Source organism: Desulfovibrio piger (assembly GCF_012843875.1).
GTDB lineage: Bacteria > Desulfobacterota > Desulfovibrionia > Desulfovibrionales > Desulfovibrionaceae > Desulfovibrio.
In genome coordinates, this window is the sequence record NZ_JABAFY010000008.1 from 65985 (window position 1) to 79768 (window position 13784).

At 66.2% G+C, this 13784-nt stretch carries 13 protein-coding genes and 1 tRNA gene; 11 read left to right on the top strand and 3 right to left on the bottom strand.

Annotated features, from left to right (window positions below; all coding sequences use genetic code 11):
* Nucleotides 1-91 precede the first annotated feature (91 nt).
* Together HF854_RS03645 and HF854_RS03650 are read right to left on the bottom strand one after the other, a co-directional pair.
* Nucleotides 92-805: a tetratricopeptide repeat protein gene (locus HF854_RS03645; protein ID WP_168935067.1), complete on the bottom strand. Its 714-nt coding sequence runs from the start codon at nucleotides 803-805 to the stop codon at nucleotides 92-94.
* Between the two features lie 156 nt (nucleotides 806-961).
* Nucleotides 962-2305 (bottom strand): NOL1/NOP2/SUN domain family protein, encoded by a 1344-nt coding sequence (locus HF854_RS03650; protein ID WP_168935069.1) that lies wholly within the window; start codon nucleotides 2303-2305, stop codon nucleotides 962-964.
* 245 nt (nucleotides 2306-2550) lie between these two features.
* Here HF854_RS03650 and HF854_RS03655 point away from each other — a divergent pair, with 245 nt between their 5' ends.
* The 3 genes from HF854_RS03655 to purE all read left to right on the top strand — a co-directional run bounded on the left by HF854_RS03655 (nucleotide 2551) and on the right by purE (nucleotide 6132).
* On the top strand, nucleotides 2551-4179 hold the full coding sequence (locus HF854_RS03655; RefSeq protein ID WP_168935071.1) for an FG-GAP repeat domain-containing protein: 1629 nt from the start codon (nucleotides 2551-2553) through the stop codon (nucleotides 4177-4179).
* A gap of 114 nt (nucleotides 4180-4293) precedes the next feature.
* Nucleotides 4294-5595: a phosphoribosylamine--glycine ligase gene (purD, locus tag HF854_RS03660; RefSeq protein WP_168935073.1), complete on the top strand. Its 1302-nt coding sequence runs from the start codon at nucleotides 4294-4296 to the stop codon at nucleotides 5593-5595.
* Between the two features lie 36 nt (nucleotides 5596-5631).
* A complete protein-coding gene (gene purE, locus HF854_RS03665) occupies nucleotides 5632-6132 on the top strand; it encodes a 5-(carboxyamino)imidazole ribonucleotide mutase (RefSeq protein WP_006006731.1) in 501 nt (166 codons plus the stop codon).
* A 306-nt stretch (nucleotides 6133-6438) separates the two neighbouring features.
* On the opposite strand, the gene HF854_RS03670 is transcribed toward purE, so the two are convergent.
* Entirely contained in the window at nucleotides 6439-7152 is a 714-nt protein-coding gene (locus tag HF854_RS03670; RefSeq protein WP_168935075.1) for a DsbA family protein, read from the bottom strand.
* A gap of 162 nt (nucleotides 7153-7314) precedes the next feature.
* Here HF854_RS03670 and HF854_RS03675 point away from each other — a divergent pair.
* The 8 genes from HF854_RS03675 (at nucleotide 7315) to HF854_RS03710 (ending at nucleotide 13140) form a co-directional block, all read left to right on the top strand.
* A tRNA-Ala gene (locus HF854_RS03675) sits at nucleotides 7315-7390 on the top strand.
* Nucleotides 7391-7742: 352 nt separating this feature from the next.
* A complete protein-coding gene (locus tag HF854_RS03680) occupies nucleotides 7743-8156 on the top strand; it encodes a cytochrome c maturation protein CcmE (protein WP_168935077.1) in 414 nt (137 codons plus the stop codon).
* A 110-nt stretch (nucleotides 8157-8266) separates the two neighbouring features.
* A complete protein-coding gene (locus tag HF854_RS03685) occupies nucleotides 8267-10201 on the top strand; it encodes a heme lyase CcmF/NrfE family subunit (protein WP_168935079.1) in 1935 nt (644 codons plus the stop codon).
* A 10-nt stretch (nucleotides 10202-10211) separates the two neighbouring features.
* Nucleotides 10212-10937 carry a heme ABC exporter ATP-binding protein CcmA gene (ccmA, locus tag HF854_RS03690; RefSeq protein WP_168935080.1) on the top strand — a complete coding sequence of 242 codons (726 nt, stop codon included), beginning with the start codon at nucleotides 10212-10214 and terminating at the stop codon, nucleotides 10935-10937.
* Nucleotides 10934-11611 (top strand): heme exporter protein CcmB, encoded by a 678-nt coding sequence (locus HF854_RS03695; RefSeq protein ID WP_168935082.1) that lies wholly within the window; start codon nucleotides 10934-10936, stop codon nucleotides 11609-11611. The genes ccmA and HF854_RS03695 overlap by 4 nt, the downstream gene beginning before the upstream one ends.
* Nucleotides 11608-12294, top strand: coding sequence for a cytochrome c biogenesis protein (locus HF854_RS03700; protein WP_168935084.1), 687 nt, complete (start codon nucleotides 11608-11610; stop codon nucleotides 12292-12294). The genes HF854_RS03695 and HF854_RS03700 overlap by 4 nt, the downstream gene beginning before the upstream one ends.
* 161 nt (nucleotides 12295-12455) lie before the next feature.
* Nucleotides 12456-12593, top strand: a complete 138-nt coding sequence (locus HF854_RS03705) for a CcmD family protein (RefSeq protein ID WP_006006716.1) — start codon at nucleotides 12456-12458, stop codon at nucleotides 12591-12593.
* Complete coding sequence (locus tag HF854_RS03710) at nucleotides 12586-13140, top strand: tetratricopeptide repeat protein (protein ID WP_168935086.1); 555 nt, start codon at nucleotides 12586-12588, stop codon at nucleotides 13138-13140. Before HF854_RS03705 ends, HF854_RS03710 begins: the two co-directional genes overlap by 8 nt.
* The last annotated feature ends 644 nt before the right edge of the window (nucleotides 13141-13784 follow it).

Genomic DNA, 13784 nt, shown 5'->3' on the forward strand with positions numbered 1-13784 from the left:
ACGGGAAGAGCGGACCGGTGGTCTGCGGACCACGGAAGGCACAGGGGCCGGTGGGCTGCCCCGGCCCGGGGGCGGGGCAGCCGGAACCGGATCAGTGCAGATGCTTGATCAGCTCCGAGACGGGCGTCCCGTCAGGGGCGTGGGCGTTGGGATCGGCGGCCAGCAGCTTGCGCCAGGCGGCTTCGGCCTCGTCTTTGCGCTTGAGGTCGTAGTAAAGGACGATGCCCTGATTGAACAGGGCGTTCCTGTGCCCGGGCTGGACGCGCTCCGCCTCGCGGAAGGCCTTGAGGGCATCCTCGAAGCGGTGGAGCTCGCGGTACATGATGCCCAGGTCGGTCAGGACGTTGGCATTGCCGGGCTTCAGGCGCAGGGCGTTCTCATAGGCCGTGACGGCCGCGGAGGGGTTCTGGTTGTCGAACTGGAAGTTGCCCAGCTTGATCCAGTTCTCCGCCTTGTTGGGTTCCTTGACCACGGCTTCCTGCAGTTTGAGCAGGGCGCTGTTCAGTTCGGGGGAAAGGCCGGCCTTGGCCTGCTGTTGGGGGGCCGCCTGCTGCTGTGCGGGCTGCTGGGCCGGAGCGGCCGCCTGGGGCCGGGGAGCGGGGGCCTGACGGCTGTCCATGAAGCCGGGCAGCATGCTGCCGATGCACAGGCCCAGGGCAAGGGCCACCACCACGCTGACCAGACAGGTGGTGAGGGAAACGGTGGTGACTCGGGCCGGGGCCGCCGTCTGGGCCTGATCCTGTGCGGGGGCCTGGGGCTTGTCCTTGACCGGCGCGGGCTGCTGGGAAGTCTTCTTCTTGGCCATGATCGCTCCTCTGCGTGCATGAAAGTGCCGCCGTCACGGCGGCTTCGTCCTGTGCGCTGTTCCTTGCGCTGTGAAAGTAGGGGCAAGAGTAGCCGCAGGCAGGTAAAGAGGCAAGTCTGCCCTGCCTGCGGCCCTGTCCGGCATCCTGTGCCGGGCCTAGTTGAAACTGAGGGTCGCGCGGCCCTGTTTGAGCATCATCCGGGCCAGCGGCAGGTCGCGCCACCACAGGGCGGCCTCGTTGCCCGCAAGGCCGGTCTGGCGGCTCTGGCCGCTGAGCAGGGCCGTGATGTCGCTGATGTCGTCCAGCACCAGGCTGTGCGCCGGGTCGGGGACGGCGGGCAGCAGGCAGCGCAGACGGGGCGCCATGTGCAGGCGGCCGCCTGCCATGCGGCCCAGCAGGGCGCCCTGCCAGGTGAAGCCCTGCGGCAGCAGCAGGTCGGCATGGGCCGGGATGAAGCGCACCTGCTCGCCGTAGATGCGTGCCTCACCGGCGGGCAGACGGTCGGGATCGCAGCAGGGCCCGGCCAGGGCGCTGCGGGGCACCACCTGGCACTGGGGCAGAGCAGGACGGGCATCGCGACGGCTGCGGCCACGGGCCGCGTTACGGGCGGCCGTGCGGGCATCAGGCTCGGCGGAGAGGGGCGGCAGTTCGGGCAGGGGGGCGTCCGCGGGCTTGCGCAGCAGGGCCACATAGAAGCCCTGGGCCGCCGAGCGTTCGCCGTCCACGCGCAGGGTGCCCTCGCCGCCGGGGCTCTGTTCCCAGACGAAGCCCTCGAAGGGCGTCAGGTGTTCGCGCACCAGTCCCAGCTCCTCTTCGGCAAAGCGTACCTGAGCTTCGTTCTCGTCATCGTTGGTGGTGCAGGTGGAGAAGACCACGCGGCCGCCGGGGCGCAGCAGGCGCGCGGCATGGGCCAGCAGCAGCTGTTGCAGGCCCACCAGGCCCTTGAGCTTGTCGCCCTGCCAGAGCTTGAGGACCTGGGGGTTTTTTTCCACCGTGCCCCAGCCGGAGCAGGGGGGATCCAGCTGGATGGCGTCCCAGGTGCCGGGCGTCAGGGGCAGGGCCTGGCCCTCGAAGGAGCAGGTGCCCACATGCGGCAGGTTGCAGGCGTGCAGGTTGGCCCGCAGGGTGGCCAGGCGGGCGCGGGAAAGCTCGTTGCCCAGCACGAAGCCGTCGGGGCCGGTGAGCTGGCCCAGGAAGCCCGTCTTGCTGCCCGGGCTCGCGCACATGTCCAGCACGGCTTCGCCCTGCCGCGGCGCCAGGGCCAGGGGCGGCAGCATGGAAGACCTGTCCTGGATATAGATGTAGCCGAAAAAGGCGGCCAGCGAGGAGCCCAGCGGCCGCGGTTCGCACAGCAGGCGGCGGCAGAAGGGCGAAAACGGCTCGGGTTCGAACTCATAGCCCTGGGCGCGCAGCAGGCTCTCCACCTGCGGCATCTGCTCCGGAGGGCAGACCAGACGAAAAGAACGCCCCGTGGGGCGGGAAGGATTGGCGGTACTCATGGGCCTTTCTTATCTGTTCCGTCTGGAGGGGGCAAGAGCGTCCGCGGCAGGGGGCCCCAAGGAGCGCAGGACCGCGCCGGAACAGCGGATACGGCTTTCAAGTTGCGCAGCAGGCCAAGTGTCGCTATAGTTCCGGTGCCGTAGGCCGTACGGTACCTGCCGCGACAGCGGCAGAGACCCCGGCCGGGCGAGCCCTCCTGTGCGAGGGTGGTCGACGTACGCAGAGAACTGCAAGGAGATTTTGAATGAAATTTGCCATGAAGCTGGCGTTTGCCGCCTGCCTGATGCTGGTGATGGGCCTCCAGGCCCAGGCTGCCCAGGCAAAGTCTTTCGTGCTGCTGCCTTTTGAGGTGCACGCGCCCCAGAACTACAGCTACCTGTCCAAGGCCGTGCCTTCCACGCTGATGGGTCGTCTCAGTGCCACGGGCGCTACGGGCACCATGGGCCCCCGTGCGGCCGGCTCCGCCGCCGAAGCCCGCAAGTTCATCGGCGGTGCCGACTATGCCCTGTGGGGCACGGTGAGCGTCATGGGCAATGACTGCACCATCGTCCTCAACAGCGTGGACAAGAAGGGCTCCACCTGGACCAATACGGCCCAGGGCCCCATGAGCGCCCTGAACGCCACGGTGCAGCGCCTCGCGGGCGCCTTCTCCTCCGAGGTGCTGGGCGTCGCCGGTGCCGCCGCTGCCAGCCGCGGCGGCCGTTCGGACATCATCCGCAACGAGACCGGCCAGACGGAATCCTACCTGAACCCCCAGTTCCGCTATCAGGGCAACTCCGCCGACGGTTCCCGCATCCGCAGCCAGCGCCTCAAGGACGAGATGGTGGACATGGCCGTGGCCGACTTCAACGGTGACGGCCGCAACGAGATCGCTATCCTGCACGACCATCGCCTGGTCATCTACAAGTGGGGCAACGACGGCCGTCTGGGCAAGCTGGGCGAGATCACCATCTCCCGCAGCAACCTGAACTTCTCCATGCGTGCCATCGACCTCAACCGCGACGGCGCCAAGGATCTGGTGGTGGCCACCTTCGAAGAAGAGAACAACCGCCCCTACACCTACTTCTACGGCTTCCGCGGCAACAAGTTCACGGAAGTGGCCAAGCGCTGCTCCTACTTCGCCAGCGTCATCAACCTGCCGCCTTCCTACCAGCCCACGCTGGTGGGCCAGGGCTGGGACTCCATCAAGCTGTTCGCCCCCGGCGTGCACATCATGGTCAAGCAGAACGGCTCCTATGGGCTGGGCCAGCGCATCAACCTGCCCAGCGGGGCCAACGTCTTCAACGTGGCCTGGCTCCCCGGCAAGAACGGTGACCAGCTGGTCATGCTGACCGACGACGAACGCCTGAAGATCTTCCAGGGCGCCAACCAGACCCTGATCCATACCACCATGGAACGCTTCTCCGGTTCCGCCACCGGCATGGAACACTACAAGGGCATGCCGGGCCTGGGCGTGGACCGCAACTACCAGATGCCCAGCAAGTACTTTGCCCCCATGCGCCTCATCGTGGCCGACATCGGCCATACCGGCGAATACACCCTGCTGGTCAACAAGCCCATCTCCACGGCGGCCCAGATCTTCGACCGCTACCGCTACTTCCCCCAGGGCGAAGTGCACGCCCTGTTCTGGGATGGCGTGGGCCTGGGCCTGAAGTGGAAGACCCGCCGCATCCGCGGTTCCGTGGCGGCCGTGGACCTGGCCGACTTCAACAACGACGGCATCCTGGACCTGGTGGTGGGCCTGAACACCTCGCCCGATCTGGGTGTGGGCAGCCGTCAGTGCATCGTCACCGCCTATCCGCTGGACGTGTCGCAGATGAACCCCAACGCTCCTGCCGACCTCAGCGATTTTGAAGTGACCCCCAACTACTAACACATAAGAGGATGCAGCCCCGTTCCGTGTCGCAGCGGCACGGGACGGGGCTTTTTCAGCAGCTCCGGCTGCCGGAAAGTTTTCCGTATGTCTATTTTTCAGGGAGGAGAGGTTGTGCGCATCCTGGTTATCGGTTCTGGCGGGCGTGAGCACGCCCTGGTGTGGAAGCTCAAGCAGAGCCCTCGGGTAAGTGAAGTTTTTGTGGCCCCCGGCAACGGCGGTACGGCCCGTGAGGGCGCCATCAACGTGGCCGTGGATGCCGGAGATCTGGACGGTCTGGTGGAACTGGCCCGCAAGGAAAAGATCGACCTGGTGGTGCCCGGTCCCGAACTGCCCCTGACCAAGGGCATCACCGACCGCATGCGTGAGGCCGGCATCCCCTGTTTCGGCCCGGATGCCTACTGTGCCCGTCTGGAAGGCAGCAAGGCCTTCGCCAAGGACGTCATGAACCGCGCCGGTGTGCCCACGGCCCACAGCCAGGTCTTCACCGATCCCGACAAAGCCAAGAACGCCGTGGTCAAACTGGGCGCCCCCCTGGTGGTCAAGGCCGACGGCCTGGCTGCCGGCAAGGGCGTGGTGGTGGCCATGACCACCCAGGAAGCCCTGGATGCCGTGGACGACATCATGTGCAAGCGTGCGCACGGTGCCGCCGGTGCCAAGCTCGTCATCGAGGAGTTCCTCGTGGGCGAGGAAGCCTCCTTCCTGTGCCTGTGCGACGGCAAGACCGCCGTGCCCCTGCCTTCCGCCCAGGACCACAAGGCCGCCTATGACGGCGACCAGGGCCCCAATACCGGCGGCATGGGCGCCTACAGCCCCGCCCCCATCCTGCCCTACAACGAGGCCGAAGCCATGGCCGATACGGTCATCCGTCCCATCCTGGCCGCGCTGGCCAAGGACGGCCATCCCTTCGTGGGCGTGCTCTATGCCGGTCTGATGATGACCGAGAACGGCCCCAAGGTGCTGGAATACAACACCCGTTTCGGTGACCCCGAATGCCAGCCCCTGCTGATGCGTCTGGAAGGCGATCTGGTGCAGATCATGCTAGACTGCATCGAGGGCAAGCTCCGTCCCGAGAGCCTCACCCACACCTCCCAGACCGCTCTGGGCGTGGTGGTGGCCGCCGAAGGCTATCCGCACGCCTATCCCAGGGGCATGGTCATCGAAGGTCTGGACGAAGCCGACGCCCTGCCCGGCGTCAAGGTCTTCCACAGCGGCACCAGCATGGACGGCGACAAGACCCTTTCCAGCGGCGGCCGCGTGCTTTGCGTGACCGCGCTGGGCGATACCCTGGCCGACGCCCAGGCCCGTGCCTATGAGGGCGTGAAGGCCATCCGCATGGACAAGAGCTTCCACCGCAGCGATATCGGCCAGAAGGGCATCCGCCGTCTGGAACAGCTGGCGCAGGAAGAAAAGTAAGCAACCGCGGCCTTATGCCGCCATAAAGGAACATCTATGGCTCAAGTCGTCATCATGATGGGCTCCAAGTCCGATGAAGAAAAGGTCAGCCCCTGCGTGGACGTGCTGCGTTCGCTGGGCATCTCCTATCTCTTCACGGTCAGCTCCGCCCACCGTACCCCCGAGCGCACGGAAAAGATCCTGCGCGAACAGGAAGCCGCCGGCGCCAAGGTCTTCATCTGCGCCGCCGGCATGGCCGCGCACCTGGCCGGTGCCGTGGCCGCCCGCACCACCCGTCCCGTCATCGGCATCCCGGTCTCCGGCGGCCTGATGGGCGGCATGGACGCCATGCTCGCCACTGTGCAGATGCCTCCCGGATTCCCCGTGGCCACCGTGGCCATGGACAAGGCCGGTGCCCGCAACGCCGCCTGGCTGGCCGCCCAGATCCTGGCCGTGGCCGATCCCGCGCTGGATGAAAAGATCCGCGCCGCCCGCGCCAAGATGCAGGCCGGTGTGGAAGAAGCCGCCGCCGAGATCGAAGCCAAGTACGGCTGCTAGCCGGCCGGTACATCAGCAAACAAAAAGCCCTCCGTTCGCGGAGGGCTTTTTGCTTGGCAGCGGCCTGGCTGCATCATATATCCTGAAACAGAAAATCCCGGAGACGGGGAGCTGCCCGCTTCCCACACCTGTCCGTCATGCGGATCGTCCCGGTCCATGCCCGGATGGCGGCTCCTCCGGCCAATGACGGGGACCGGCCGGTCAGACCGGAGAAAGGTTTTTTCGGGGCGGGGGAGAGTTTGAGAGGGGGAGGGGCAGTTTTTGTCCAAAAAACGCCTTTCTCCCTCTCAACGAAGCATCATTGCCCTAAAAACAGCATTTGCCGTCCAGACTGCAGGCAGCGCCCTGGGCGACGGGGCTTTCGCGGACACCGCGCAGGGCATCGTCCAGCTTGGCCCGGACGCTGGCGTAGTCGCTGTAACCGCGGGCCAGCAGGGTGCGCTGGCCGTCGTGCTCAAGATACAGGGTCGGATAAAGGAGGAATTCGCCCATGACCTCCTCGGCTTCGGCGGCGTCATGCCGGGCGGCGCTCCGGATGGCGGGGTCCGCCATGGCGGCGGTCAGGGCGTCGGCGGGCGTCCCCGCAGGCAGCCAGGCGGCCGCGATGGCAGCCTGTTCCCCGGCGGCCATGACATCACGGCCCTGGGCATAGAAGGCCATCTGGAAGGCCTCCATCTGTTCCAGCTCGTGACCGGGGGCCAGATGGCGCAGGGCGGCCAGGGGCAGGTTCATGGCCGGGGAATGCATGAGCAGGTCCGGGCCCGTACCGGCCACGGCCTGTTCCAGAGCTTGGCGGAAATGTTCCGTGGATTGGCCGGTGGTCTCCTGCAGGCGGGCGAAGAATTCCCGGATGGTGGGGTATTCTTCCAGCATACCGGTGAGGGGCTGGGGCTCGTCCATGAGGTTGCCGCCCAGCACGCGCACGGGCAGTTCGGGATGTTCCGCAGCCAGGCGGCGCATGACCGGCGCGAAGCCGTAGCACCAGGGACAAAATACGTCGGTGAGATAGAGGAGGTTCATGGCCGCAGCATACGCTTTTGGCCGGGGAAGGAAAGGCCCGGCCGGGAGCCGTGCGGGCGGGGAAGGAGGGGCGGCCCTTTGTCGTGGTGGGGAGATGGAAAAACTTTTTTGATTTTTTTGTTGACAGAGGGGCTGCTTTTTGGCAATGTACCTTCTTGCCGAGGGGCTGTAGCTCAGTTGGGAGAGCGCTTGAATGGCATTCAAGAGGTCAGGAGTTCAATTCTCCTCAGCTCCACCAAAAAGGAAATCAGGGTTTGCGGAAATGCAGACCCTTTTTTCGTTTCTGGCCACAGAAACACAGACAGCAAAAAGCCGGGGCTCTGATGAGCCCCGGCTTTTTTGTATCCGGCTGAAAGAGTCTTCCGTGAGCCTATGCGCTCTAGTGCATGGCAGTTTTTTGTCTGGTACCCTTTGCAATAGCATCGGCAACCCGGCAGAAGAGGCCTGACTGTGCGTGCGCGCACACTTGATTCATGCGGCTTTGCTGTCCTATCAGGAGCGATTCTTACTTGTCAAAAAGGCAGGGTTGTGCTAGGGTATGCAGCAGCTTCGTGCCGGGAAAGGCACGTTCTTTCATGCAAGGAGACCCCATGCCCCGCAAGAAAAACACCTGTATGTATCTCGTGGCCGCCCTGCTGTTCCTGGGTGGTCTGGGCTATCTGGTCTTTTCCGGCCTGTCGGAGAATACCGTCTATTTCCTCAACGTCTCCGAAGCCAGGGCCGCCACGGCCGACAAGTTGCAGGCGGCCCGCCTGTTCGGCACCGTGGCCCCCGACAATCTGCTCAAGAACGTGGACGGCCCCGGGGCCAGCTTTTTGCTGCAGGACAAGGACGATGCGGGCCTGACCCTGCCCGTGGTCTACAAGGGCGCCGTGCCGGATACCTTCAAGGCGGGCGCCGAGGTCATCGTGGAAGGGGGCCTGCAGCCCGACGGCCGTTTCATGGCCAAGACCCTCATGACCAAGTGTCCTTCCAAGTACCAGAAGGAAAACCGCAAGAGCTAGGGCGGCGCAGGCCGTACCCTTCCTGACGCACGGCCGGGCCTCGGGGGCCGGTCGCGTCCTCACCGGAAATGTGCCGCCATGGCTGGTCGTGGCGTGCCCAAAGGAGCCCCATGTATTTCATTGCCTATGCCATGCAGCTGCTGACCCTGATCTGTGCTCTGGGCGGCAGTGCGCTGGCGCTTCTGCAGCTCTGGCAGCAGCGCGGCGACGCCCTGGCGCTGATCGAAAAGGTCCACTGGGCCATCACCGGCGCCCTTTCCCTGGCGGCGGCCCTGCTGCTGCACGCCCTGTTCTGGAGCGACTTCAGCCTGGTCTATGTGGCCAGCTACACGGACCGTGTGCTGCCCGCCTTCTACCGCCTGACGGCCTTCTGGGCCGGGCAGCCGGGCTCCATGCTGTTCTGGGCCTTTTCCGTGGCCATCAGCGGCAGCATCTTTGCCCTGACGCCCGCCTACAAGCGCCTGACGCCCGCTACGCGGCTCTGGTACTGGGGCTTCTTCTACGCCATCATGGCCTTCTTCGCCCTGATCCTCTCCTGCTGGAGCAATCCCTTCGAGATGCAGTCGCCCGTGCCGCCGGACGGCAACGGCCTCAATCCCCTGCTGCAGAACCCCGGCATGATCTTCCACCCGCCGCTGCTCTTCCTGGGCTACGGCGGCTTCACCGTGCCCGCCTGTCTTGCCCTGGCCCAGAGCCTTTCCGGCGGTGAGGGCGAGGACGGCTGGCACCGTGTAACCCGCCCCGTGACCCTGCTGGCCTGGGCCTTCCTGACCGCGGGCATCATCCTGGGCATGTGGTGGGCCTATATGGAACTGGGCTGGGGCGGCTACTGGGCCTGGGACCCGGTGGAGAACGCCTCCCTCATCCCCTGGCTCATCAGCACGGCGGCCCTGCACACCCTCATCGTGCAGGAGCGCCGCAACAAGCTGCATCGCGTGAACGTGGCCCTGATGTGCCTGACCACCATCTCCGCCTTTTTCGCCACCTATCTGGTGCGCAGCGGCGTGGTGCAGTCCGTGCACGCCTTCGGTGACGGCAGCGTGGGCACGCCCCTGACGGTCTTCGTGCTGGGGGGCCTGCTGATCTCCTTCTGGGCGGCCTTCTCCGTGCCCGCGCGCGGGCGCGAGCTGGCGGGCATCGTCAGCCGCGAAGGTTTTTTGGTGATGGTCTGCTGGCTGCTGCTGGCTCTTTCGGTCATCATCCTCGTGGGCACCATGTGGCCGGTCATCAGCCTGCTCTGGACGCCGGAGCCCCACGGCCTGGACGCCAATTTCTACAACCGTGTCTGCGTGCCCCTGGGCATGCTCATCATGCTGCTGCTCATGGTCTGTCCCTGGCTGCGCTGGGACGGCGGCTTGCGTGACGCGCCGCGTTTCTGGCTCGCTCTGGGGGCCTTCGTGGCCTCGGGCGCCGCTTTCTTCTTCCTGGGCTATCGCCAGCCCGTGGCCCTGCTGGCCGCGGCGGGCTCCGTGGCCTGTCTGGCCGGGCTGCTGGCCAGCCTGCCTTCCCTGCCGGGCAAGGGCGGCTGGCGTGCCGTCGGCGCCGCGGGCCTGCATGTGGGCCTGGCGGTGCTGGTGCTGGGCATGGCCTTCTCCGGCCCCTACAAGCAGGAATACGACCTGCTCTTCCAGAACGGCAAGGGCGTGCAGCAGGCCGGCGCCTACCGCGTGGAGCTGCTGGAGGCCCAGCAGGGCCGCGCCGTGGACCATGACTATCTGGAAGCGCGCCTCAAGATCTATGAAGGCGACACGCTGCTGGGCGAGCTCAAGCCGCAGCGCCGTATGTACGACAAGTTCGGTACCATGCAGTTCTCCGAAGTGGACGTGGTCCCCGGTCTGGGCAACGAGCTGTATGCCTCCTTCCTGGGCCTGGACGAGAACGCCTCGGTGCTGATCCGCTTCAGCGTGGAGCCCCTGGTCAACTGGATGTGGATAGGCGGCACGCTCATGTGCCTGTTCCCCTTCCTCATGCTGGCCCGCGGCCGCAAAAAGCAGACGCCCGAAGCGGGGAGCGACGCTCCCGCCGACAACGGGCCGCAGGCCTGAGGCCGCCATCATGCTGCGTCTTGAGAACCTGGCCAAGCTCTACGGCCTCAAGGTGGTCTTCAAAGGGGTGAGCTGCCGCTTCACGGCGGGCAGCATCACCCTGCTGGCCGGGGGCAACGGCGCGGGCAAGAGCACGCTGCTGCGCATCATCGCCGGCCTGTCCCGCCCCTCGGCGGGCGAGGTCATCTTCGACGGCACGGGGGCGGGCGGCGTCGCCCGTGAAGACGGGCCGCGCCTGGCCTATCTGGGACACGCCACCTTCGTCTATCCGGGCCTGAGCGCGCTGGAGAACCTGCAGTTCTGGGCCCGGGCCCACGGCCTGCGCCCCTCGCGGGCGGAGCTCCTGGCCCTGCTGGAGCATGTGGGGCTGGCCGCCCATGCCGAGGAGCGGGCCGGGGTGTTCTCGCGCGGCATGGCCCAGCGCCTGAACCTGGCGCGGGTGCTGCTGCTGGACGCGGACCTTGTGCTGCTGGACGAGCCCGGCACCGGCCTGGACGTCAATTCCATGGCCCTGGTGCGGCGCGAGATGCTGGCCGCCCGGGAGCGCGGGGCCTGCGTCATCGTGGTCAGCCACGATCTGGCGGGCGACAGTCCCCTGGCCGACCGCCTGCTGCTGCTGGAGAACCGCCGCCTGGCCTATGACGGGCCGCCGCAGGGCCTTGCCGCCGTGGATTCCGTGCTCAACACGGCTACGGGGAATGTGGCCGCGTCCACTGCCGGGGAGGTTCCCGCATGATATCCTTTGCCTTGACCGTGGCCCGCAAGGACCTGCTGCTGACCTTCACCCGCGGCAGCGGGCTGGTGCAGGGCCTGCTGCTGGGCCTGTTGCTGCTGTTCGTGTTCAGCCTGTCGCAGGGCGTGGGCGAACGCATGAGCCCGCAAGGCGCGGGCGCCGTGTTCTGGCTGGGCTCGGCCTTTTGTCAGGTGCTCATCTTCAATACGCTCTATGCGCTGGAAGAGGCCAACGGCGCGCGTCTGGGCCTGTTGCTGGGCCCGGCCCCCATACAGGCCGTGTGGCTGGGCAAGGCCCTGGCCGGGCTGCTGCTCTTGCTGGTGGCCCAGATGTTCTTTTTGCCCGCCGCCGTGGTCTTCTTGTCGCAGGAGATAGGCGCGCTCTGGCCCGTGGGCCTCGGCACGCTGCTGCTGGTGGACGTGGGCATGTGCGCCCTGGGTTCGCTGCTGGGCGCGCTCTCGCAGGGCGGCGCGGCGCGCGAGTCCCTGCTGAGCATCGTGCTCTTCCCCCTGCTGGTGCCCCTGCTGCTGGCGGGGATCGGCGTGGCGGCCCAGGTGTTCGGTGCGCCCGCGCCTGACGGCCCGGCCTCGTGGATAGGGCTGGCCGCCGCCTTCGACGGTGTCTTTCTGGCTGCCGGACTGCTGCTGTTCGGCTTCATGTATTCGGGAGACGAATGATGCAACGCGCCTTTTCCGTGTGGCCCCTGCTGCTGGTGTTGCTGGGCGGTGCGGCCCTGGCCGTGTGCCAGTGGCTGATCTTTTTCTATGCCCCTGTGGAAGCCCAGCTGGGCCTGATGCAGAAGGTCTTCTATACCCATCTGCCGCTGGCCTGGTGGGCGCTCATCAGCTTTCTGGTGGTCTTCGTGGCGTCCATCGTCTACCTGATCCGGCGTTCCCCGGCCGCTGACCGCGTCTGCGCGGCCGCTGCCGAAGTGGGCGTGCTGCTGGCCGGTCTGGCCCTGGTCACGGGCATGATCTGGGCCCGCCGCTCCTGGGGCGTCTGGTGGACGTGGGATCCCCGCCTGACCACCACGCTGGTCATGTGGTTCATCTATGCGGGCTATCTGGTGCTGCGCGGCCTGGACCTGCCGCCCCAGCGCAAGCGCATGATCTGCGCCGTGGTGGGCGTGGTGGCCTTTCTGGACGTGCCGCTGGTCTTCCTTTCGGCCCGGCTGTGGCGCTCCATCCATCCGGCGGTGTTCGCCTCCAAGGGCGGCGGGCTGGAACCTGAGATGAAGCTGACCGCCATCGCCTGTGTGGCGGCCATGGGCCTGTTCTGGGCGGGCCTGGTGTGGCTGCGCACCCGCCAGCTGGGCCTGCGCGACCGGCTGGACAGCCTGCGCCTGCAGGCGGAAGACTGATTTTCGGTTCCCGGTCTGTCCTGTCCGCCGCATGCGGCGGGATGACGGCCGCGGATGCGCCGCTCCCGGGGAGCGGACAGGCGGAGCCGTGCTCCGTCCGGGCTCGGTGAGCCCTGTTTTCAACGGATACAAGCGGGATCCCCGCTTTCAAGGAGTGCCCTATGGACAGCAATTTCCTGTGGCTGGTGGCGGCCGGTGCCGCCGTCTGGCTGGGTCTGGCCGCGTACCTGGTCTTCATGGGCTGTGCCCAGCGTCGTCTGGATGCCCGTCTGCGCCAGATGGAGATCCTGCATGACTGATAGCCGTCTTTCCTTCACCGCCCGCGCCATCATCCTGCTGCTGGGCCTGAGCCTGCTGGTCATGCTGGGCGTCACCATCAAGGAACGTGTCAGCAATCCGCATCTGGTGACCGAACGTCCCACGGCCCCGCAGGGCATGGGACAGGAACAGAACCTGCTGGCCAGCCTGATGCAGAAGGTGGCCGCCGAGCCCACCAACAAGGACGCCCTGATGCATCTGGCCGAACACCTGATGGCCACCCAGGAATGGGACGCCGCGGCCACCTTTGCCCAGCGCGCCGTGGCCCTGGACGTCAACGATCCCCAGCCCCTCTACATGCTGGGCGTCATCCTGCACAATCAGGGCAAGCCGCAGGAAGCGGCCGCGACCCTGGAAAAGGTGGTGGCCCTGCGGGACGACGCCACGGTGCGTTACAGCCTGGGCGTGCTCTACAGCTACTTCCTGCAGCAGAAGGACAAGGGGCGCGCCCATTGGGAGGCCGGCCTCAAGGATCCGAAGATCTCGCCCGAGATGCGGCAGGCCATCGAAGAAGAGCTGAAAAAATAACCCCTTCCCCATCAAACACAAAAAGGGCGCCCTCGGGTGCCCTTTTTTCATGCCCTGTGGCCGACAGGAGATGGAGGCTACGTTGAGGCCCCCTCTTCACCGTCACCAGCCTTTGCCCGGCATCCTCTCCTTCCGGCCCGTTCCGGGGCAGGCAACCTGCCTTCTTTATTAAAAATTCCTTTGTGACTTGAGACCTCTCCCTTCAGGGGGACAGTCCGCACGACCCCTGTCCGTCGGCTGCGGAGGCGGTAGCCGTTACCCGCACCAGCGGGCTTACGGATAGCGACAGCGATTTCATGGGCTGTCTTGCCGCGTAACACATTGCTGTCTTTATCCGTAGCTTCCTGCGTCGCAACGGCTAAAGCTCAACCGGCGGATGGGGCGACTGTGGATTGAAACATCAGGTCTTGCCTTTTCCCGGTGTCCACCACGAAAAAAGCCGCTCACCATGGAGCGGTCTTCCAGCTTTTCCTCTCTTGTTCCCTTTCGTGCCCATGCCGGGAACACAGCGCCATCCCTGCCCTCCGGACAGCGGCGGGGACAGGCGACATCACCAGAGCAAAAGTTTTTTCGGGGATGGGGGCGTGGGGGGGGGGGCAGTTTTTACCAAAAAACGCCCCTTCCCCCCCCGTCAAAACATTCCG